The 19,509-nt window shown below is 73.2% G+C and carries 20 protein-coding genes; 9 read left to right on the plus strand and 11 right to left on the minus strand.

Going from position 1 to position 19,509, the window contains the following annotated elements; all coding sequences use genetic code 11:
• The 6 genes from PV721_RS28550 to PV721_RS28575 all read right to left on the minus strand — a co-directional run.
• Positions 1 to 803 (minus strand): class I SAM-dependent methyltransferase (locus PV721_RS28550; RefSeq protein WP_319729039.1); only part of this gene is annotated, 803 nt, incomplete at its 3' end.
• On the minus strand, positions 800 to 2,098 hold the full coding sequence (locus tag PV721_RS28555) for an MFS transporter (RefSeq protein ID WP_319729041.1): 1,299 nt from the start codon (positions 2,096 to 2,098) through the stop codon (positions 800 to 802). The genes PV721_RS28555 and PV721_RS28550, both read right to left, overlap by 4 nt.
• Positions 2,095 to 3,150, minus strand: coding sequence for a dipeptide epimerase (locus tag PV721_RS28560; protein ID WP_319729043.1), 1,056 nt, complete (start codon positions 3,148 to 3,150; stop codon positions 2,095 to 2,097). The genes PV721_RS28555 and PV721_RS28560 overlap by 4 nt, the downstream gene beginning before the upstream one ends.
• Positions 3,147 to 4,235: a PLP-dependent cysteine synthase family protein gene (locus tag PV721_RS28565; RefSeq protein ID WP_319729045.1), complete on the minus strand. Its 1,089-nt coding sequence runs from the start codon at positions 4,233 to 4,235 to the stop codon at positions 3,147 to 3,149. Before PV721_RS28565 ends, PV721_RS28560 begins: the two co-directional genes overlap by 4 nt.
• Positions 4,232 to 5,077 carry a Rossmann-like domain-containing protein gene (locus PV721_RS28570; protein WP_319729047.1) on the minus strand — a complete coding sequence of 282 codons (846 nt, stop codon included), beginning with the start codon at positions 5,075 to 5,077 and terminating at the stop codon, positions 4,232 to 4,234. The genes PV721_RS28565 and PV721_RS28570 overlap by 4 nt, the downstream gene beginning before the upstream one ends.
• Entirely contained in the window at positions 5,074 to 6,354 is a 1,281-nt protein-coding gene (locus tag PV721_RS28575; RefSeq protein WP_319729048.1) for an ATP-grasp domain-containing protein, read from the minus strand. Before PV721_RS28575 ends, PV721_RS28570 begins: the two co-directional genes overlap by 4 nt.
• A gap of 149 nt (positions 6,355 to 6,503) precedes the next feature.
• On the opposite strand from PV721_RS28575, the gene PV721_RS28580 reads away from it, so the two are divergent.
• The 4 genes from PV721_RS28580 to PV721_RS28595 all read left to right on the plus strand — a co-directional run bounded on the left by PV721_RS28580 (position 6,504) and on the right by PV721_RS28595 (position 8,634).
• Positions 6,504 to 7,079: a GNAT family N-acetyltransferase gene (locus PV721_RS28580; RefSeq protein ID WP_319729051.1), complete on the plus strand. Its 576-nt coding sequence runs from the start codon at positions 6,504 to 6,506 to the stop codon at positions 7,077 to 7,079.
• Between the two features lie 107 nt (positions 7,080 to 7,186).
• On the plus strand, positions 7,187 to 7,468 hold the full coding sequence (locus PV721_RS28585; protein WP_319729053.1) for a DUF6400 family protein: 282 nt from the start codon (positions 7,187 to 7,189) through the stop codon (positions 7,466 to 7,468).
• Positions 7,455 to 7,715, plus strand: coding sequence for a hypothetical protein (locus PV721_RS28590; RefSeq protein ID WP_319729056.1), 261 nt, complete (start codon positions 7,455 to 7,457; stop codon positions 7,713 to 7,715). Before PV721_RS28585 ends, PV721_RS28590 begins: the two co-directional genes overlap by 14 nt.
• An 88-nt stretch (positions 7,716 to 7,803) precedes the next feature.
• Positions 7,804 to 8,634 carry a class I SAM-dependent methyltransferase gene (locus PV721_RS28595; protein WP_319729059.1) on the plus strand — a complete coding sequence of 277 codons (831 nt, stop codon included), beginning with the start codon at positions 7,804 to 7,806 and terminating at the stop codon, positions 8,632 to 8,634.
• 58 nt (positions 8,635 to 8,692) lie between these two features.
• Here PV721_RS28595 and PV721_RS28600 read toward each other — a convergent pair whose 3' ends face one another.
• The gene (locus PV721_RS28600; RefSeq protein WP_319729061.1) at positions 8,693 to 9,652 is read right to left on the minus strand and encodes a LysR family transcriptional regulator; all 960 of its coding nucleotides are present in this window, start codon (positions 9,650 to 9,652) and stop codon (positions 8,693 to 8,695) included.
• A 178-nt stretch (positions 9,653 to 9,830) separates the two neighbouring features.
• Here PV721_RS28600 and PV721_RS28605 point away from each other — a divergent pair, with 178 nt between their 5' ends.
• A complete protein-coding gene (locus PV721_RS28605) occupies positions 9,831 to 13,304 on the plus strand; it encodes a M28 family peptidase (RefSeq protein ID WP_319729078.1) in 3,474 nt (1,157 codons plus the stop codon).
• Positions 13,305 to 13,527: 223 nt separating this feature from the next.
• Positions 13,528 to 14,157: a hypothetical protein gene (locus tag PV721_RS28610; protein WP_319729063.1), complete on the plus strand. Its 630-nt coding sequence runs from the start codon at positions 13,528 to 13,530 to the stop codon at positions 14,155 to 14,157.
• A gap of 27 nt (positions 14,158 to 14,184) precedes the next feature.
• Here PV721_RS28610 and PV721_RS28615 read toward each other — a convergent pair whose 3' ends face one another.
• The 3 genes from PV721_RS28615 to PV721_RS28625 all read right to left on the minus strand — a co-directional run bounded on the left by PV721_RS28615 (position 14,185) and on the right by PV721_RS28625 (position 16,359).
• Positions 14,185 to 14,661: a hypothetical protein gene (locus tag PV721_RS28615; RefSeq protein ID WP_319729065.1), complete on the minus strand. Its 477-nt coding sequence runs from the start codon at positions 14,659 to 14,661 to the stop codon at positions 14,185 to 14,187.
• 98 nt (positions 14,662 to 14,759) lie between these two features.
• Positions 14,760 to 15,869 (minus strand): serine hydrolase domain-containing protein, encoded by a 1,110-nt coding sequence (locus tag PV721_RS28620; RefSeq protein ID WP_319729066.1) that lies wholly within the window; start codon positions 15,867 to 15,869, stop codon positions 14,760 to 14,762.
• A 205-nt stretch (positions 15,870 to 16,074) separates the two neighbouring features.
• Positions 16,075 to 16,359 (minus strand): hypothetical protein, encoded by a 285-nt coding sequence (locus PV721_RS28625; RefSeq protein ID WP_319729068.1) that lies wholly within the window; start codon positions 16,357 to 16,359, stop codon positions 16,075 to 16,077.
• Between the two features lie 99 nt (positions 16,360 to 16,458).
• Between PV721_RS28625 and PV721_RS28630 the strand changes: the two genes are divergently transcribed.
• Both PV721_RS28630 and PV721_RS28635 read left to right on the plus strand, forming a co-directional pair.
• Positions 16,459 to 16,848: a response regulator gene (locus tag PV721_RS28630; protein WP_319729070.1), complete on the plus strand. Its 390-nt coding sequence runs from the start codon at positions 16,459 to 16,461 to the stop codon at positions 16,846 to 16,848.
• Between the two features lie 303 nt (positions 16,849 to 17,151).
• Positions 17,152 to 17,802, plus strand: coding sequence for a DUF4360 domain-containing protein (locus PV721_RS28635; RefSeq protein ID WP_319729072.1), 651 nt, complete (start codon positions 17,152 to 17,154; stop codon positions 17,800 to 17,802).
• Here the strand turns inward: PV721_RS28635 and cynR are convergent.
• The gene (cynR, locus tag PV721_RS28640) at positions 17,769 to 18,728 is read right to left on the minus strand and encodes a transcriptional regulator CynR (protein WP_319729074.1); all 960 of its coding nucleotides are present in this window, start codon (positions 18,726 to 18,728) and stop codon (positions 17,769 to 17,771) included. The genes PV721_RS28635 and cynR overlap by 34 nt on opposite strands.
• Before the next feature lie 124 nt (positions 18,729 to 18,852).
• On the opposite strand from cynR, the gene PV721_RS28645 reads away from it, so the two are divergent.
• On the plus strand, positions 18,853 to 19,464 hold the full coding sequence (locus PV721_RS28645) for a carbonic anhydrase (RefSeq protein WP_319729076.1): 612 nt from the start codon (positions 18,853 to 18,855) through the stop codon (positions 19,462 to 19,464).
• The last annotated feature ends 45 nt before the right edge of the window (positions 19,465 to 19,509 follow it).

Here is a 19,509-nt window from a genome sequence, read left to right on the forward strand (position 1 = left end):
GGGTGTTGCAGGCGGTGGGGGTGTTGCAGGCGGGCCACGAGGTGCAGGCGGTCGGAACTCGCCGTGGGGAGCGGGGTGTCCCCTTCGCTCCAGGGCGGTTCGGTGCGGGGGCCGGGCCGGTCGTAGAGGTCCAGGGGCTCGAAGCCGGCCGTGGTCAGGAAGTGTCGGAGCTCCTGGGGGAAGAGCAGGCGCCAGGCGGAGTGCTGGACCGCCGGGGGCGAGCCGTCGTCGGCGGTCCAGACCCGGCGCCGGCGCAGGAGCTGGGCGGCGTGGTCGATGTGGAGGGTGGTCTTTGAGGCGTACGTGGTCCCGTGCCGGGTGAAGCCGGCGGTGCGCGGGCCGTCGAGCAGTTCGGTGCTGCCGAGGAAGAAGGCGCCGTTGCGCATCTCGGCGACGAGCAGCCCGCCGGGGGTGAGGTGGGACCGGCAGCGGGCGAGGAAGGAGGTGAGGTCCTCGTTGGTGTGGCAGTAGAGGAGGGAGCTGTCCAGGCAGACGACGGCGTCGAAGCGGGCTCCGAGGTCGAAGTCGCGCATGTCGGCCCGGTGGTAGGCGGGGCCGGGGTGGCGGGCGCGGGCGTGCGCCAGCATGGCCTCGGAGGTGTCGATGCCGGTGACCTGGCGGCCGGCCTCGTGGTGCAGCCAGGCGGCGTCGCGGCCGGTGCCGCAGCCGACGTCGAGGACGCGGGGGCCGGCGCCGTGGCGCGCGAGGACGTCCTCGGCCCAGCGGGCGGCCAGGTGGTCCGGGTCGGGGAAGCGCTCTTCGTACAGTTCGGGATGGTCGGTGAGGAGGTTGCCGGTGCTCATCGTTGCTCGCTTCTCGGGCGGGTGCCGTCGCGGTGGCACGCGGGGCCGGGATCCGGGCCGGGCCAGGATGCGGAGGGAGGTGCGGCGGGCAGGGCCTGTCTTCGGTCCAGCCGGGCGACGGCCGCGGCGGAGGCCAGCCCGAGTGCGAGGCAGCAGGCGAAGGGCAGCCAGGCGGCACCGGTGTGCCCGGCCGTGTCCATCGCCCAGCCGACCGCCGCGCTGCCGAGGGCGGCCGCGGTGCCGGACACCGCGTAGAAGAGCCCGTAGTAGGTGCCGGTGAGCCCCTCCCGGCCGAAGGCCGGTATCAGCTCCATCACGAACGGCTGGGCGATCATCACTCCGACGTGCAGGAGCAGGGCGCCGGCCAGGACGGCGAGCAGGGCCGCCGGGTGCGGGGCCGGGGCGCCGGCGACGAGCAGGGGCGGGACGAAGCCCAGCCCCATGACGACCAGGCCGGTGGCGATCCAGCGGCCTCGGCTGCCCGCGGACTCCAGCCTTCGGGTGATGCGCAGTTGGAGGAAGAGGTTGGCGAGGGTGCCGGCGAGGAACAGCAGGCCGATCGAGCCGTCCCAGCCGGAGGCCCGCGCGGCCGCGTGGGGCAGCAGCAGGTAGAGCTGGCTCTGCAGCCCGTACAGGCCGATCATGGCGAGGGAGAAGGCCAGGAACCCGCGGCTGCGCGCCGCCTCCCGCCAGTCGCCGAGCAGTCCGGTGTCCGGGGCGGGGATCCGCCGGGCGGGCAGCACCAGGAGCTGCGCGAGGGTGAGCACGGCGAAGACCGCGGCCGCGGTGACGGCGGCCGCCCGGAACTCCACGAGGAGCAGCAGGGTGCCCAGCAGGGGGCCGAGCAGGGCCCCGGCGGTGGCGAACACGTTGAACAGCGCGAAGGCCTCGGCCTTGCGCTCGCCCGCCTCCTGGGCGACGTACGTCCGTACGGCGGGGTTGAACAGGGCCCCCGCGAGCCCGCTGAGTATCGCGGCGGTGAGCAGCAGCGGCAGCGTGTCCCCCAGGGCGAACAGGGCGAACCCCACCGTCCGCAGCGCGCAGCCGGCGATGATCACCCCGCGCGCGCCGAGCCGGTCGGCGGCCGAGCCGCCGATCAGGAACAGGCCCTGCTGGCTGAGGTTGCGCAGGCCCAGGACCACGCCGACGACGGCCGCGGAGAGTCCGAGGTCTTCGGAGAGGTGGGTGGCGAGGTAGGGGACGAGCAGGTAGAAGCCGGTGTTGACGCCGAGCTGGTTGACGAGCAGCAGGCGCACGGCGAGCGGGAAGCCGCGGACGGCGGCGAGCGCCTTCACCGGCCGGTCTCCCCGTCGGCGGGTCTGACCCCGAGGCCGGCCCGGTTCGCGGCGCGTACGGTGCCGTCGGTTCCGCCGATGCCGGTCCACGGGTCGTCGGCGAGCAGCAGATGCCCGTCGAGGTCCACCCAGCGGGCCCGGTCGGCGAGGTGCACGGCGGGGGCGATGCCCAGGGAGCTGGCGGTGAGGCAGCCGAGCATCAGCTCGGTACCGCTGCCGCGCAGCGCCTCGTGGATGCGCAGGGCGGCCCGGACCCCGCCGCACTTGGCGAGTTTGACGTTGACGCCGTGGACCCGTCCGGCCAGTGCGACGGCGTCCTCGTACGAGACGGCGTCCTCGTCGGCGATGACCGGCACCGGGGAGTTCCCGGCCACACGGGCGAGCGCGTCGGGGCGGCCGGGCGCGATCGGCTGTTCCACGGCGGTGACGCCGAGTTCGGCGAAGCGCGGGAGCAGGTCGAGGGCCTGGCGTTCGGTCCACGCCCCGTTGGGATCGAGCAGCAGGCTCGCACCGGGGGCGCCGGTGCGCACGGCGGCCACGCGCGCGAGGTCCTCGGCCGGGTCGGGGGAGCCGGCTTTCACCTTGAGGGCGGTGAAGCCGCTCACGGCGAGCCGGGCGGCCTGCGCGGCGGCCGGTACGGGCCCGGTGATGCCGATCGTACGGGTGGTCGCGGCGGCGGGGGCGGCGGGCGTGCCCAGCAGGCGGTGGGCGGGCTCCCCGGCCCGCTTGCCCACCAGGTCGAGCACGGCGGTCTCGATCGCGGCCAGCACCCCGGGCGGCAGGCCGTGCCAGGCCGGGTGTCCGGCGCCGGTCTCCGCCCAGGCGGTCTCCGGGTCGGGGAAGCGTTCGGTGGCGGCGCGCACCGATTCCAGGTGGCGGTGGATCCGGGCGGTGGGCAGCCCGAGGTAGTCGCTGCTGACGGCCTCGCCCCAGCCGCGCAGTCCGCCGTGTTCGACCGATATCCACACGGCGTCGCGGCGGGTCATCACGGAGCGGGAGATGCGCAGGGGTTCCGCGAGACGGAGGTCGGCGGTGTGCCGGGTGAGCTTCACGCGGCGCCCCCTCGGGCGGGGGCGAGCACGGTGGCGCAGCGGGCCCAGCCGGCGGCCTCGGCCGCATGGGGGTGCGGGATCTGCAGGGGGCGGACGGCGAGGGCGCAGGTGTCCAGGCCGTGGGCGTGGCAGAAGTCGTCGTCGTAGACGGTGCCGAGGTAGCGGTGGGGTCCGTCCGGGAAGACGGTCGCGACGACCGCGCCCGGCTGCGTACGGGCCGCCCAGGCGGCGACGAGGGCGACCGCCCCGGTGCTCCAGCCGCCGCTGACGAAGGCGGAGCGGGCGAGCCGGCGGCAGGCGTCGACCGCCTCGGCGGGTCCCACCCAGTGCACCTCGTCGAAGGCCTCGTAGGCGACGTTGGCCGGGTGGATGCTGCTGCCGAGCCCGCGCATCAGGCGGGACCGGGCGGGCTGGCCGAAGATGGCCGAGCCGACGGAGTCGACGCCGATGACCTTCAGCCGGGGCCAGCGGCGGCGCAGCGGGCCGGCCAGGCCGGCGCTGTGACCGCCGGTGCCGACGCTGCACACCAGGACGTCGAGGTGGTCGAGCTGGGTGGTCAGCTCGGCGGCGAGGGTGAGGTATCCGGCGGCGCTGTCGGGGTTGTTGTACTGGTCGGGCCAGTAGGCTCCCGGCGTCCGCCGCAGCACCTCGTGCAGCCGGGCGATCCGGGCGGCCTGCCAGCCGCCTTCCGCCGCCGGGCGGTCGACGAGTTCGAGCCGGGCCCCGTAGGTGCGCAGCAACTGGCGCATGGACGGTTCGAGTTCGGTGTCGCCGACGAGGACGACGGGGTGGCCGAGGGCCTGGCCGGCGAAGGCGAGTCCGATGCCCAGGGTGCCGGAGGTGGATTCCACGACGGGGGCGCCCGGCAGCAGTTCGCCGCGGTCGCGGGCGCCGGTCAGCATGGAGACGGCGGCGCGCGCCTTCATTCCGCCGGCGCCGAGGCATTCGAGCTTCGCCCAGAAGCCGGGGTGGCGGTGCGGCAGGTCGGTGCGGATCCGGGCGAGCGGGGTGCCGCCGAGCAGGGGCAGGAGGTCGGGGTTGGCGGTGTGGGCCGCCGGGCGGGGCAGGATCGGGGCGAGGGTCATCGGGCGCCCCCGTAGCGGTGGACGACGCCGGGGCCGCCGTCGAGCCAGAAGAAGGGGTAGGGCTCGGCCGAGACGGCGCTCACCCCGGCGCCCAGGAAGCGGGGCAGGACGGCGCTGCCGGTCTGGGCGAACATGACGAGGGGTTTGCCGCTCGCGGCGGCGTGGTCGAGCAGCGGCTGGAAGGTGCCGTTGCCGAGGGTCATGCCGGAGGCGAGGACGGCGTCGCAGCGCTCCAGCTCGGCGAGGGCGTCGGTCAGGACGGGCTCGCCCCATTCGGTGGTGCCGCCCTTGAGGTCGCAGGGCGCGTACGCGGTCCCGCGCTCGCGCAGCTGCTCCAGCAGGGAGTTGACGACGCCGACGACGAGGACCCGCTCCGGTCCGGTCGCGGGGAGCAGGTCGGCGACCGCGCGGGCGCGGGCCCGGGAGCGGTGCAGTGAGCTGCCGGCCGGGATCGGGTAGGGGCGGGCGCCGTTGTCGGGCGTGTGCGGGCGCACGTGCATCAGGTAGGCGTCGAGGGCCGCGATCCGTACGGGCGCCAGCGGGTGGTCGAGCAGGTCGGCGACGGTGGCTCCCGCGCAGTCTTCGAGTGCGTCCGGGGGCAGGGCGCCGGGTTCCACGGCGCAGGAGCCGACGGCTGCGGCCAGCCGGATGCTGAGTACCTCGTTGCGGTAGCCGCCCGAGCGGCCTTCGTGGCGTACGGCCTGGGCGGTGGTGAAGGCGAGCGCGACGTGCTGGCCGGCGGGGTCGGGCCCGTAGGCGCCCGCACGCACGCGCGCGAGGAGCTCGTCGACGGTCCGCACGGCCGGTGTGCAAGAGGCGGGGACGGGGGCGGGGGCGGTCATGCGGTCACCGCCGCGGACAGCTCGGGACGGGCGTAGGCGGGGCGCAGTCCGGCCAGCAGGCGCTCGGCGGCCGCCCGGGCTCCGCCGCCTTCGGTGTCGGCGGTCATGACGTGGCCGAGGTACTCGTTGTTGCTGGTGGCGGGCAGTACGGTGCGGCCCGGTTCGGCCAGGGTGAGCTCCAGGACCCCGGGCCGGACGCGCACCTCGTCGGCCCCGTCGATGCCGGTGAGGGTGCCGGCGCCGTCGGGCAGCAGGAAGGCGATGGCGGCGCTGCGCACCCCCGTGGGGCGGGCGGCGAGGTCGGGCGCGCGGCCGAGTGCGAGGTCCACGCAGGCGGCGGCCAGGTCGACGCCGGTGACGTGGCGGACCAGTTCGGTGATGCGGTTGCCGGCCGGGCGGGGGTTGACCTCGATCAGGCGCGGGCCGGCGGGGGTCAGTTTGAGTTCGGTGTGGCAGACGACGTGGTCGAGGCCGAGTGCCCCGACGGCCCGTACGGCGCTGTCGGCGGCCTCCTTCGCCAGGTCCGGGGCGAGGCCGGCCGGGAACATGTGGCCGGTCTCGATGAAGGCGGGGGCACCGCCGATGCTCTTGTCGGTGATGCCGACGACGTGGGTGGCGCCGCCGTGGGAGACGGTCTCGACGCTGATCTCCGGGCCGGTGAGCAGTTCTTCGAGGAGGAGGACGGGGGCGCGCCGCTGGCCGCGGGCGTTGACGGGGAATTCGGCCAGCGCCCGGCAGGCCCGCTCCAGTTCGCGCTCGTCGTCCACCCGGCGGACCAGCATTCCGGCGCACAGGTCGACGGGCTTGACGACCAGCGGATAGCCGATGTCGCGGGCGGCGGCGAGTGCCGCGGCGGTGTCCGCGCAGACGGCGAAGCGGGGGCCGTCCACCCCGGCTGCGGCCAGGACCTGGCGGGTGCGGTCCTTGCGGCAGGCGTTCCCGACCGCTTCGGGGGTGGGGCCGGGCAGGCCGAGGCGTTCGGCGGTCCGCGCGACGGCGGGCAGGTAGTAGTCGCAGGAGGAGATCACTCCGTCGAAGGCGAGCACCTCGTGCAGCCGCTCGACGAGGGGGAGCAGCGTGTCCGTGTCGTTGGTGTCCGCCGTGACGATGTTGCGCGCGCCGAGCAGCGGGTGCGGCCCGTCGGCCGGCGCGGCGCGCAGGTAGTGGTGCAGGTCCCGGGTGAGGAAGCTGAACGTGTGTCCGCCTTCACCGATCGCCCTGGGCAGGAGCCTGCTCATCGATCCGACCCAGCTTTCGACAACCAGCAGATGTCCCACAGGAGTTCCTCTCAGACCGGCATGACAGCACTTGGGGCGCGCGGGCGGCACGGTGCGCCCGGCAGGAGTCGCCCGCGCCGAACCCGGCAGACGTTATCCGAAATAGTTTTCATTTCCAATACACCGATTTTCGGGTACGGTGTGGAGGCATGGGAGAACTGAGACAGCATCAGGAAGTGCGCGTGGGGGCGTACGGGGTACGGCACGCCGGGCCGCAGGACATCCGGGGGGCGCGCAGCGTCATGCTCGACACCTTCTACCGGGAGTTCACGTACGGGTACGTGCCCGAGTGGCACTCCGACGTCGTCGACATCCGGGGCACCTACCTCGACCACCCGCGGCACACCCTCGTCGTGGCCGTGCGGGACGGGGAGGTGGTGGGCACGTGCGCCGTGCACTCCCGCGGGCCCGCCCACCCGCCGCATCCGCGCTGGCTCGCCGAGCGCTACCCCTCGGGCAGCACCGCCCAGCTCCTGCGGGTCTACGTACGCCCCGCCCACCGCAGGCACGGGCTGGCCCGGGCCATGGTCCGGGAGGCGTGCGCGTTCGCGGCCGGCGTGCCGGGCTACGAGCGGGTCTACCTGCACACGAACGTCGACGTCCCGGGCGCGGAGCGGTTCTGGCGCAGTCTGGCCACCGAGGTATGGGACGCCCGCACGACGGGCGAGCACGGCGGATTCGGGACGGTCCACTTCGAGATCCCGGCGCCCTGGGCGCTTCCGTGACTCCCGGCTCCGCCGCGACTCCGGGCCGTGCACCCGGCTCAGGGCCGTGCTGTGACTCCGCCCACCCTCCCTTGACCGATCAAGGAAGGGTTACCTAAGTTCGAATCATGAGCCCGCAGCCCCCCACTCCCCCCACCGGCCCGGACGACGCGGCCGAGCCCGCGCTGGTCGGCTTCACCGTCGACCTCACCTCCCAGGAGGTCCTCCGGCGGGCCCAGGTGATGGAAGCCCTCGGCCCCGACTGGGACCCGATCGAGGTGCTGCGCGGCGAGGAGGCGGCGTACGACCTGCTGTACTCGGGGCTCGACGAGGCCCAGCAGCGCATCTACGACGACCTGGTCGCGGCCGGAGTGCTCCCCGGGCGAGGACACGGCCGTGCTGCCGCTTGACCCGCAGGCCGACATCGGCCGCCGGGCCTGGGTGGCCTGCCCGAACTGCGAGGACACCCGTGGGTGCGAGCCGTGCGCGGCACGCGGGGCGTGCTCCGCGCACTGGCGCTACCTGCTCTCCAACACGGGCAGCCTGCTCCACCTCCAGTGCCCGGGCTGCACCCACGTCTGGGTGCACGAGAGCGGCTTCGGCGCCACCCGCTCCTCGCTGTGGAGCCGCCTCACCGACGGCCTGTCGAGCCCCTGACCCGCCCCGCGGCGGCCGACGGGCCGGGCCCGCGCGAGGTGCCTATCCTCGAAGAAGGTGCTGCTCCGAGCCCTGGAGGACGGCTGTCATGACCGAGGCGAGCGAAGCGGTCCAGGCCGACCGCACCCTGAAGGCCCGGCACCGCGCGATGTGGGCGCTGGGCGACTACCCGTCCGTGGTCTCCCACGTCATCCCGGAGCTCGGGGCCCGGCTCGTGCAGGAGTGCGGCGTCCGGCAGGGCGACCGGGTGCTCGACGTCGCGGCGGGCTCCGGCAACGCGGCCATTCCGGCCGCCCTGGCCGGGGCCGACGTGGTGGCCTCCGACCTCACCCCCGAGCTGCTGGAGATCGGGCGGCACCTGGCCGCCGTACGCGGCGCCCGGCTGGAATGGCGCGAGGCGGACGCGGAGGCTTTGCCGTTCGCGGACGGGGAGTTCGACATCGTGATGTCCTGCGTGGGCGTCATGTTCGCCCCGCACCACCGGGCCGCCGCCGAGGAGATGCTGCGCGTCTGCCGCTCCGGCGGCACGATCGGGATGGCCAACTGGACTCCGCAGGGCTTCGTGGGCCGGCTGTTCGCCACGATGAAGCCCTTCGCTCCCCCGCCGCCGCCCGGTGTCCAGCCGCCGCCCCTGTGGGGGGACGAGGAACACGTCCACGAGCTGCTGGGCGACGCGGTGACCGACGTCGACGCCCGCCGCGAGACGGTCCGCGTGGACCGCTTCGTGAAGCCGGCGGACTTCCGGGAGTTCTTCAAGGCCTGCTACGGGCCGACGATCGCCGTCTACCGCGCCGTCGCCGGCGATCCGGACCGGGTCGCCGCCCTGGACGCCGCGCTCGACGCCCTCGCCGCCGAGCACACCGTGGACGGGGTCATGGAGTGGGAGTATCTCCTGCTGACCGCCCACCGCCGGGGCTGATCCGCCCCGCGCCGTGGCCGTGCCCCGCAGCCGTGCCCCCTCGCGGCGCCCCCTCCGGTCAGTCGACGGCCGGATGCACTTCCGGGTGCGCGTCCCACCACTCCTTGTGGAAGGAGTTGTTGTCCACATTGGCCAGGTAGGCGCGAGCCGCGGCCCGGTAGAGCAGTTCCGCCTGCCCGGCCGACAGCGCCGAGCGGTTCCAGGCCAGGCGGATGCGGCCGGTGATCGGGGTGCCGACGAGCGGGCGCATCACCGTGCCCTCCCCGGGCGGGGCCGTCGGCTGGCAGAGCGAGACCGCGCGGCCCGCGGCGATCAGGTCGTGCTGCATCTTGCGATCGGTGATCCGGTAGCGCAGTGACGGGCTGAATCCGGCCTTCGCGCAGGCGGCGACGAGGGCCTCCGGACCGCCGTCGTCGTCCTCCACCAGGGTCAGCCACGGCTCGTCGGCGAGGTCGGCCAAGTCGATGCGGTCGAGGCCCGCGAGGGGGTGCTTCGCCGAGAGCCGGATGCAGAAGGGCTCCTTCGGGATCAGCGTCCTGGCCAGGGTCCCCTCCGGCAGCGCGACCTCGTGGTCGTTGACCTCGCCGTACACGATGGCGTCGTACCGCCCCGCTCCGAGCATCCGGGCCAGCGCGGTCACCGAGTCCTCCAGGTCCACGGCGATCTCCCGGCCGGACAGGGACAGGTCGGTCTGAGCCAGGAGGCCGTCGAGCAGCACGAGCAGGATGCAGCCCAGGCGCAGCCGACCGCCGGCGGACAGGGCGCGCGCGTCCGCTCCCAGGGCGTCCATCTCGCTGAGCACGCGGCGGGCCCTGGCCAGGACGAACTGGCCCAGCGCGGTGGGTTCCACGCCGCCCCGGCCGCGCACGAACAACTCGCCGCCGGTGACCTGCTCGATGCGCCGCAGCTGCGCCGAGAGGGCGGGCTGGGAAACACCGAGCCGCCGCGCCGCGCCCCCCAGGCTGCCCGCCTCCGCTATCCGGCAGACGGCTTGCAGATGCCTCAACTCCAGCTGCATCCGGGCAGCGTACGCAGCCGCCCGTCCCGGCACCATAACGCGGGCCTTATGCCCGCCGGGATGTCCCATTCTCGTCATGTTCACGCTCATACTCGGCCGCGAACGAACACTCATCCCCGACCCCCCACGATCGGAGTGGACGTTGCAGCCCAGAAGATGGACGGCGGCCGTGGCGGCGATGGCGCTGACCGCAGGTCTCGCCGGCACCCTGGCCGGGACGGCATCGGCGGCGCAGCAGGCGCAGCCCGCACCGTCACAGAAGGACACACCGGCCGCGCGCGCGGTCGCGGCGGCCGACCAGGCCGTCGACAGTGGTCTCGACTCCCTGGTCAACTCCTCGCAGGAACAGTACGAAAGACGTCTCGTCACCCCCTGGGTGAAGGACCTCTACTCCGTCTCGTACGAGCGCAGCTACCGCGGGCTGCCGGTCGTCGGCGGCGACGCGGTCGTGCTGGCGGACGGCACCGGCAAGGTGCGCGCCCTCCAGTCGGCCTCCTCCGTACGGATCGACGTGGCGACCCGCGCGTCGGTCTCCGCGAAGGACGCCGAGTCCACCGCGCGGGCGAGGCTGGCCTCGGTCGACAAGGTCGAGAGCAGCCGGCTCGTCGTCCGGCTCAAGGACGACAAGCCGGTGCTGGCCTGGGAGACGGTCCTGAGCGGCCGTACCAGGACCGCGCCCAGCAAACTGCACGTCTTCACGGACGCGCGGACCGGCGCCTTCGTCGACAGCTACGACGAGGTGGTGGCCGGCTCCGGCAACAGCAAGTGGAACGGGCCTGGCCCGATCTCCCTCGACACCACCAACTCGGGCTCCACGTACACGCTGCGCGACCCGATCCGGACCGGCCTCAGCTGCGCCGACTACAGCAACGGCACGGTCTTCACCAAGTCCTCCGACTCCTGGGGCACCGGCAACCCCACGAGCAAGGAGACCGGATGCGTCGACCTGATGTTCGCGGCCCAGAAGCAGTGGGACATGCTCGCCCAGTGGCTCGGCCGCAACGGCGTCAGCGGAAACGGCCGGAGCTTCCCCGGCAAGGTCGGCCTGAACGACCTCAACGCCTACTGGGACGGCAGCTCGGTCACCATCGGCCACAACAGCGCCAACGAGTGGATCGCCGGCGTGGACGTGGTGGCCCACGAGTACGGGCACGCCATCGACTCCAACACGCCCGGCGGCACCAGCGGCCAGGAGTCCGGTCTCGGCGAGGCCACCGGCGACATCTTCGGCGCGCTGACCGAGGCGTACATCAACCAGCCGGCGCCGTACGACACACCCGACTACACCGTCGGCGAGGTCATCAACCTCCAGGGCCGGGGCCCGATCCGCAACATGTACAACCCGCCGGCCGTCAACAACGACCCGGCCTGCTACAGCTCCGCGATACCCGGCACCGAGGTGCACAAGGCCGCCGGCCCGCTGAACCACTGGTTCTACCTGCTGGCCGAGGGCAGCAACCCGGGCGGCGGCAAGCCGAGCAGCCCCACCTGCAACCAGTCCACGGTCACCGGGGTGGGCGTCCAGAACGCCGGCAGGATCTTCTATGGCGGCATGCTGCTCAAGACCAGCAGCATGTCCTACAAGAAGTACCGGACGGCGACGCTGAGCTCCGCCAAGACGCTCGACGCCACCTGCGACCTCTTCAACAAGACCAAGGGCGCCTGGGACGCGATCAGCGTGCCCGCCCAGCCCGCCGACCCGACCTGCACCCCGAGCGGCCAGAACAACGACTTCTCGATGGCGCTGAACCCCTCGTCGGGCACCGTCCAGCAGGGCGGCACGGTCACCACGACCGTCGCCACCACCGTCACCACCGGCACCGCCCAGTCGGTGACGCTGACCGCCGGCGGCCTGCCGGCCGGGGTGAGTGCCTCCTTCAACCCCGCCACCGTGCAGTCCGGCCAGTCCTCCGTACTGACCCTGACCGCCACCGCCAACGCGGCGCCCGGCGCGTCCACCGTCGTCGTCAAGGGACAGGGCGCCGCGCTCTCCCACACCGTCGACTACACGCTCAACGTCGGCGGCACCCAGCCCGGCAACGACCCGCCGGACATCAGCGTCGCCAACGTGCAGGCGCACCTGGCCCAGTTCGGCACCATCGCCTCCCAGAACGGCGGCCACCGCCGTGCGGGCAGCGCCGGCTACACCCAGTCGCTGGCCTACGTGAAGGGCAAGCTGCAGGCCGCCGGCTACACCGTCACCGAGCAGAACTGCTCCTCCTGCACCTACCCGTCGAACAACCTGATCGCCGACTGGCCGGGCGGCCCGGCCGACCAGACCGTCATGTTCGGAGCCCACCTGGACGGCGTCTCGGCCGGCCCCGGCATCAACGACAACGGCTCGGGCTCCGCGACCCTGCTGGAGAACGCGCTCGTCCTCGCCCAGAAGAACCCCACCATGACCAAGCACGTGCGCTTCGCCTGGTGGACGGACGAGGAGCAGGGCCTGAACGGGTCCGAGTTCTACGTCAACCAGCTGAGCAGCGCCCAGCGGGCGGCCATCAAGGGCTACTACAACTTCGACATGGTCGGCTCCACCAACGGCGGCTACTTCATCAACAACGTCAACTCCGCCACCGCGGCCCCGCTCAAGGCGTACTGGACCTCGCTGAACCTGGCGCCCGAGGAGAACACCGAGGGCCAGGGCCGCAGCGACGACTACTCCTTCCAGCAGGCCGGCATCCCCACCTCCGGCTACGCGGCCGGGGCCAGCGCCCGCAAGACCTCGGCGCAGGCCGCGAAGTGGGGCGGCACGGCGAACGCCGCCTACGACCCCTGCTACCACAGCTCCTGCGACACCACGAACAACATCAGCGCCACCGTGCTGGACCGCAGCGCCGACGGCGTCGCCTACGCCGTGTGGAAGCAGGCCGTCGGCGGTGAGACCCCCGCACAGGACTTCTCCGTCGGTGTCAGCCCGTCCGCGGGCAGCGCGGCCCCCGGCGGTTCCACCACGGCCACGGTGAACACCGCCACCGTGAGCGGCGCCGCCCAGACCGTCGCCCTTTCCGTCACCGGCGCGCCGGCCGGCGTGAGCGCCACGCTGAGCCCCACGTCCGTACAGTCCGGCAGCTCCTCCACGCTGTCCGTCCAGGTCGGCGCGAACACCGTGCCCGGCACCTACACCCTGACGGTCACCGGCTCCGGCACCGTCAGCCACACCACCACCTACACGCTGACCGTCACCGGCAGCGGCAGCTGCACGCCGCGCCAGCTCGTGGTCAACGGCGGCTTCGAGAACGGCGCCAGTCCGTGGAGCGCGACCGCGGGCGTCATCACCAACCAGTCCGGGCAGGCCCCGCACGGCGGCAGCTACAAGGCGTGGCTGAACGGGTACGGGTCCCCCCACACCGACAGCGCCTCGCAGTCGCTGGCCGTCCCGTCGGGCTGCGCCTCCTACCGGCTGTCGTTCTTCCTCCACATCGACACGGACGAGGACGAGAACGTCGTCTACGACCGGTTCACCGTCTCCGTGGGCAGCCAGACCCTGGCGTCCTTCTCCAACCTGGACGCGAACTCCGGCTACGCCGAGAAGTCCTACGACCTCTCCGCGTTCGCCGGCCAGACCGTCACCCTGAAGTTCAACGGCGTGGAGGACCAGTCCCTCCAGACCTCCTTCGTCGTGGACGATGTCGCCCTCCAGGTGAGCTGACGCCCGCCCGGCCCTGTGATGTCCGGCCCGGTCCCCGCACGGCGGGGGCCGGGCCGGACGCCTGCCGTACTGTTCCCTCGTGGACGTATCGGTCGATCAGGGACGGAGATGACGCAACATGGACAACGCGTCGCGCGCTCGCTGCACGGCCTGTGGGAGCTCTACCTGGCGCGCGAGACCTCCGCCCGCTTCGACCTGCACCTCGCGCTGGGCCACGCCCGTCATGCTGCTCCTGCTCACGGACTTCGACCAGTACCTGGGAGGGGTGGACGTCGCGGAACGCCCCGGGAACAACCTGCTCGGCGCGCTGCTGGCCGCCGCGGCGGCGCTGCTGCTGTGGCCCGCGCGGGAGGAGGGACGGATCCCGGAGCGGCTGGCCACCCTGCTCGACACCCACGCCCGCTTCCTCGAACGGGTCGCCGTGGTCGTGGAGTTCGGGCCGGTGCGGCAACGGGAGTACCGCATCCTCAAGGCCGAGGCGGCCACCGCGGACCTACGGGCGGCCCGCGCGCGCCTGGCCACCCGGCGCGGGGCGGATCCGGAGCTGCTGGACCGGCTCGACGGCGTGTGCGGGGCGGCCGACCGGATGCGCGGCCTGATCACGGTGCACCGCCCGTACGGCCGGGCCCGGACGGTGCTGGATCCGGCCGAACTGCTGGCGTGCGCACGCCTGCTGCGGGACGCGGCGGTCGCCGTCACTCCGGCGGGGCGGGCCGGCCCGCAGGGTCCGGGCCCGGCGGCCCCTCTCACGGACGCGGCGTACGCAGTGGTGGGCACGGCCCTGGCGACGGCTTCGGCCGCGGTCCGCGCCAGCGGGGGCACCGGCCCCGCCGTGGGGCCCGGCACGGCCTGAGCCCCGCCTCCCCCGGCCGCCGGCACCTCAGACCCCGCTGCGGACCCGGTCGCGGCGCCGACCCGCGCCGACCGCGGCAACGCCCCATCCCGCCACCCAGACGGCGCCTACCACCAGCGCCGCGAGGGCCGTTCCCATGTCGGGGGGCGCGTCGCCGAGGCCCGGGGCCACGCCCGCGGCCCGAGCACCGAAGCCGACGACCCCGGCCGCGACCATCACGATGCCCGCCCAGGAGACGGCGACCGCGGCCCACCGGACGTACCGGGCGGCGGGCGGGCGTACGAGCAGCAGGGCGACGAGGGCCATCAGCAGACCGAGGCCGGCGTTTCCCAGCTGGGCGGCCGTGACATCGGCGACCTGGGCGTACGCCTCCTGCGGTGCGGGGAAGCCCGGCATGCCCAGCTCGCCGTCCCGCGCGAGGTCGATCTTGCTCACGGTGTAGGCGAGCGCACCGGCGCAAGCGGTGAGCGCGCCGATCTTCTGGGTCCTCGATGATCGGGTCATGACCCCATCCTGCTGCGCGGGCCCGCACCGCCGCCTCCTCCCCGCGTACGGTGCTGCTCCCCCGCTCGGGGGAGCAGCACCGTACGCGGGGAGGGCACTCACACGGAGCCGCCCCCGGCGAACTCGGCTTCGAGCACCTCCGTGAAGAGGCCGATCGGGTCGCTCCAGTCGCCGTTGAGGCTCTGGGAGACGAGGTGCCCGCCGTCGCGGGTGCCGTAGGTGTAGCAGAACGATCCGGTGAAGGCGCCGCCCATGCCCCAGACCCGCTCGCCCGAGGACAGCTCCACCGATGCCACGGCGAGGCCGTAGGAGGTGTGGGGGATCCACTTGCCCTCGGGGGTGGGGAACGCGGTGAACATCTCCTCCTGCTGGGCCGGCGGCAGCAGCCGGCCGCCGAGCAGCGCGCCGAAGAACCGGTTCAGGTCCCCGACGGTGGAGACCATGCCGCCGGCCGTCCAGGCGAAACTGGCGTTGAGCTCGGTCACGTCGTGGATCTCGGCGTCGGGCGCGGGCAGGTGGTTCTTGCTGTAGAGGCGGGTGTGCGGTCCGCGCAGCTCGTGCTGGTCATCGCCCGGCAGGTAGGTTCCGGTCAGTCCGAGCGGGCGGACGATGCGCTGCTCGAGCTCGTCGGCGTAGCTCCGGCCGGTCACCTTCTCGATGACGAGGCCGCTCAGGATGTAGCCGGTGTTGCTGTAGGCCCAGCCCTCGCCCGGCGCGAAATCGGGGGCGTGGGACATCGCGACCTCCACCAGCTCCTGCGGGCGGAACCGGTCGTAGCGGTGCTCCAGGAAGGCGGGGCCGTAGTGCCGCGACGTCAGCGATGCGTCCTGGGCGTAGTTGAAGAGTCCGCTGGTCATGCCGAGTAACTGGCGCAGGGTGATCGCGCCGCCGTCGTTGCCGTTCCCCCGGACCAGGCCCGGCAGCCACTGCTCGACGGTGTCGTCCAGGCCGAGCCTGCGCTCGGCCGCCAGCTGGAGGAGGAGGGTGGCCGTGAACGTCTTGGTGGCGCTGCCGATGCGGAACTGCTCCTGCGGGAGCCGCGCGCGCCCCGTGACCGTGTCCGCCACCCCTGCCGCCCCGAACCAGCGGCCCGTGCCGTCCTGGACCTCGGCGACCATTCCCGGAAGACCGCTCTCGCTCACGGCCCGGTCCAGGACCTCCTGCACGGCCGAACGTGAACTCGTCTTCCGGGGAACGGACTTGGTCATCTCGGTCTCCTCGATGCGGCTCCGGCGTTCTCCCTGAGTGAAAAACGCTACGCCGCGGGGCCCTTCGGCGCTGGCCCGCTCCCGGCCAACATCGAGAAGACCGGGGCAACCGGATTTGCCCTTCTTCCCTTCTACGGCACCGGCTGGTATCCGGGAAGGTTGCCCGGCAGCCGCTGCGCGTGCGGCGGGAGGCGGCGGCCCGTCGTCACTTGGAGGTGCCCCTCCCGCCCCGCTCGGGGGCGATCATGGCGGTCAGGCCGAGGTCCAGCTCCGCGCCGTCGACGAGCAGCGCCTCGATCGAGCGCGTACGCGGGTCGATGTCGGCCTCCATGCCCTCACCGCGGTAGTGGGGGTACCCGGAGGAGCCGGTCTCGCCGGTCGCCTCGACCGTGGCCGCGCGCAGGGCCCTGTCGGCGGCGGAGGCCCCGCGCAGATTCTCGATGTGCTCGGGCACCAGCAGGATCTGGAAGCTCTGCGGCTCATTGGTCATGGCTCGAAGCTACCTGATCAGGTGCCCCGGAGCGGGCGCTCACACGCCCCACCTCGTACGCTCTCCAGGACCCCCGGACGCGAACGAAGAGGCAACACCATGAGCGGCGATTCCCCGAGCAAGATCCTCCTTGTGGCGAAGGACCGCACCCTCCGGACCCTGCTGGAGCGCCTCCTCGTCGGCCGGGGGTTCGCCGTGGTCGACGGCGGGAGCGGGACGGACACCGTTGCCCTGCTGGGCAGTGCCGGCCCGATCGCCCTGGTGATCTGCGAGCGCACCGGTCCGGGTCTGGACGAGGTGGCGATGTTCGAGGAGATCCGCCGCCATCCCGATCACGGGCGCGTGCCGATCCTGGCACTGCCGCCCGCGGACCCGGAGTGCACGGTCCGCGCGCTGGAGGCCGGGGTGAGCGACTGCCTCGCGAAGCCGTTCCACCCCACCGAGTTCCTGGCCCGCGTCGAACGCCTCGCCCGGCAGGCCGCGGCCTGATTCCGCTCTTCGGGATCCGGCGCACCGTCGGGATCCGGCCGGTCCGGGCCGGGGACCGCGATTGGCCGGACATCGCCCTGGTCCGGCCCGCCCGGGCTTCCTACGATTCGGGCACCCGGTCTTCACCGCCCGGGCCTTGTCAGGGCCATGCCCAGATTCCCCTTCCTGGGCCTGCCCGTCCCACCCTGCACACCGGTCTGTGACGACCCGGCCCCGCTCTGGCCGGCCGCACCCCCCACCTTCCGGCACACAGGCACACCCGCCTGCGCGCCGCCCGGTACCGAAGCAGTGGATTGGAGAACCATGTCCGGTGCATTCCTCGTGAGCGGCGCGATCGGCGCCCTGCTCACGGCCACCGTCCCCACGCACACCACCCCGTCCGCCATCGTGGACCCGCCGCCCGACCGCATCGTGATCGAAGTCGCCACGGTAAACGGATCCGGGTGCCCCAAGGACACCGCGGAGGTCGCGGTGTCCCAGGACAACACCGCGTTCACCGTGACCTACAGCCAGTACCTCGCCCAGGTCGGCGGCGGCGCACCGCCCACCGCGGCGCGCAAGAACTGCCAGCTCAGCCTGATCGTGCACGTGCCCCACGGCTTCACCTACGCGATCGCCAGCGCCGACTACCGCGGCTACGCCTCGCTCGCGCCCGGCGCGAAGGCCACCGAGAAGGCCTCGTACTACTTCCAGGGCTCGCCGGACACCGCCGCCCGCACCCACAACTTCAGCGGGCCGCAGGAGGACAACTGGCAGGCCACCGACGTGACCGACTGGGCCCAGATGGTGTGGGCGCCGTGCGGCGTGCAGCGCAACTTCAACATCAACACCGAACTGCGCGTCACCAGAGGCACCTCGTCCCCCTCGTCCACCAGCTACATGACGATGGACTCCACCGACGGCAGCATCAACACCATCTATCACCTCGCCTGGAAGCAGTGCCCCGGCAAGTGATCCGCCCCGGACGCCCCCCGCTGCGCGTGCGCGTGCAGCGGGGGGCGGTACCCGCGTTCCCGGACCAGGCGGGTGGTGAGCGCGGCGAAGGCACGGGACGCGGCGCTTTCGTAGGCGTTCTCGCGGCGCAGCAGGGTGACCGTGCGGAACGGGAGGGCAGGGTCCAGCGGGACCGGGCGCAGGTAGGGGTGGTCGTCGGTGACCGCAGCGGGCAGGACGGTCGCCAGTGAGGTGCGCCGGACGATTTCGGTGAGGGCCTGGACGGAGTTCGCCTCGACCGCGATGGGCGGCCGGACGCCGTGGGCGGCGAGGTAGGCGTCGACGTGTCCGCGCGTGGCGAAGTCCCCGCTGAGCAGCACCAGTCGGCGCGCCTCCAGGTCGCGTACGGCAAGGGGCGCAGGATCCGCGTCGGCGGCGACCAGGGCGAGGGTCTCGGTGAACAGCGGGGTCGCCGCGATGCCCGGCAGGTGCGGCCCCTCGAAGGCGAGACCGAGGTCGTGGTCGTCGGCGATCAGGCCGGCTTCGATGCGGTCCTGCGGCATCTCCCGTAGCTCCAGCGTGATGCCGGGGTGGGCGGCGTGGAGTGCGGCGACGAGCGGGCCCACGAGGTACGCGGTGAAGGTGGGGGTCAGCGCGAGGCGCAGGTGGCCGCGGGAGAGGTCGGCGAGGTCCATGACGGCCCTCTCGGCGGCCGCGAGGTCCCGCAGGGCGGCGCGTGCGTGGTGGACGTACGTCGCGCCGGCGTCGGTGAGCCGTACGGCGCGGCCGGTGCGGTCCAACAGCTGGGCGCCCACGGCGCGTTCGAGCTGTTTCACCTGCTGGGACAGGGTAGGCTGGGAGATCCGCAGCTCCTCCGCGGCGCGGGTGAAGCTGCCGTGTTCGGCGACGGCGATCAGATAGCGCAGGTGACGCAGTTCCAGAGCCATGGCCACAACTATAGATGTCATCGATGGCAGACATGGATTTTGCCTCTTGGACACAATAGATGCAGCTCATGCATGGTGGACCACGTCAAGCCCCCCGGGGCGCATCCCATCGAAGGGAGTGACCGTGCAGGATCTCTGGGACGGCGTCGCACGCTTCCGGCGCGAAGTGTTTCCGGCGAAGGCGGAGCTCTTCGCCAGGCTGGCCGGTACGCACCGGCCGACGACCCTCTTCATCGGCTGCTCCGACGCCCGCGTGGTGCCGGAGCTCATCACCCAGAGCGAGCCGGGCGAGCTGTTCGTCGTCCGCACCGCGGGGAACCTCGTACCCGCCTACGCGCCGGGCCCGGACGGGGTAACGGCCAGCATCGAGTACGCCGTCGCCGTCCTCGGTGTCACCGGCATCGTCGTGTGCGGGCACTCCGCCTGCGGGGCGATGACCACCCTGGCCGAGGGCACGGACCTGGGCGCCGCCCCCTCCGTCGCCGGCTGGCTGCGGCACGCGGACGCCTCGGTGGCCCGGACCGCGGGCGCCGGCCCGGACCGGGTGTCCGCCCTGGTCCGCGAGAACGTACGCGCCCAGCTCGCGAACCTGGCCACCCACCCCTCGGTCGCCCGTGCCCGGGCCGCGGGAACCCTCACCCTGCGCGGGTGGGTGTACGACATCCGCTCCGGCGATGTCTCGGAGGTCGGCCCCCTCGCCGGCCGCCCGGCCGCGCTCACCCCGCGAACCGCCTGAACACCGTCTCTGAACACCCTCTCCTGAATCCCCCTCCCCCGAACC

The sequence above is a fragment of the Streptomyces sp. MB09-01 genome (assembly GCF_033794505.1).
In the GTDB taxonomy this organism is placed as follows: domain Bacteria; phylum Actinomycetota; class Actinomycetes; order Streptomycetales; family Streptomycetaceae; genus Streptomyces.

Excerpts from the sequence above, each read along its gene's own strand:
- PV721_RS28565 (WP_319729045.1), bottom strand. The coding sequence starts at position 4,235 with ATGACCCTCGCCCCGATCCTGCCCCGCCCGGCGGCCCACACCGCCAAC.
- PV721_RS28570 (WP_319729047.1), bottom strand. The coding sequence starts at position 5,077 with ATGACCGCCCCCGCCCCCGTCCCCGCCTCTTGCACACCGGCCGTGCGG.
- PV721_RS28580 (WP_319729051.1), top strand. The coding sequence starts at position 6,504 with ATGGGAGAACTGAGACAGCATCAGGAAGTGCGCGTGGGGGCGTACGGG.
- PV721_RS28585 (WP_319729053.1), top strand. The coding sequence starts at position 7,187 with ATGAGCCCGCAGCCCCCCACTCCCCCCACCGGCCCGGACGACGCGGCC.
- PV721_RS28595 (WP_319729059.1), top strand. The coding sequence starts at position 7,804 with ATGACCGAGGCGAGCGAAGCGGTCCAGGCCGACCGCACCCTGAAGGCC.
- PV721_RS28600 (WP_319729061.1), bottom strand. The coding sequence starts at position 9,652 with ATGCAGCTGGAGTTGAGGCATCTGCAAGCCGTCTGCCGGATAGCGGAG.
- PV721_RS28605 (WP_319729078.1), top strand. The coding sequence starts at position 9,831 with ATGGCGCTGACCGCAGGTCTCGCCGGCACCCTGGCCGGGACGGCATCG.
- PV721_RS28610 (WP_319729063.1), top strand. The coding sequence starts at position 13,528 with ATGCTGCTCCTGCTCACGGACTTCGACCAGTACCTGGGAGGGGTGGAC.
- PV721_RS28615 (WP_319729065.1), bottom strand. The coding sequence starts at position 14,661 with ATGACCCGATCATCGAGGACCCAGAAGATCGGCGCGCTCACCGCTTGC.
- PV721_RS28620 (WP_319729066.1), bottom strand. The coding sequence starts at position 15,869 with ATGACCAAGTCCGTTCCCCGGAAGACGAGTTCACGTTCGGCCGTGCAG.
- PV721_RS28625 (WP_319729068.1), bottom strand. The coding sequence starts at position 16,359 with ATGACCAATGAGCCGCAGAGCTTCCAGATCCTGCTGGTGCCCGAGCAC.
- PV721_RS28630 (WP_319729070.1), top strand. The coding sequence starts at position 16,459 with ATGAGCGGCGATTCCCCGAGCAAGATCCTCCTTGTGGCGAAGGACCGC.
- PV721_RS28635 (WP_319729072.1), top strand. The coding sequence starts at position 17,152 with ATGTCCGGTGCATTCCTCGTGAGCGGCGCGATCGGCGCCCTGCTCACG.
- cynR (WP_319729074.1), bottom strand. The coding sequence starts at position 18,728 with ATGGCTCTGGAACTGCGTCACCTGCGCTATCTGATCGCCGTCGCCGAA.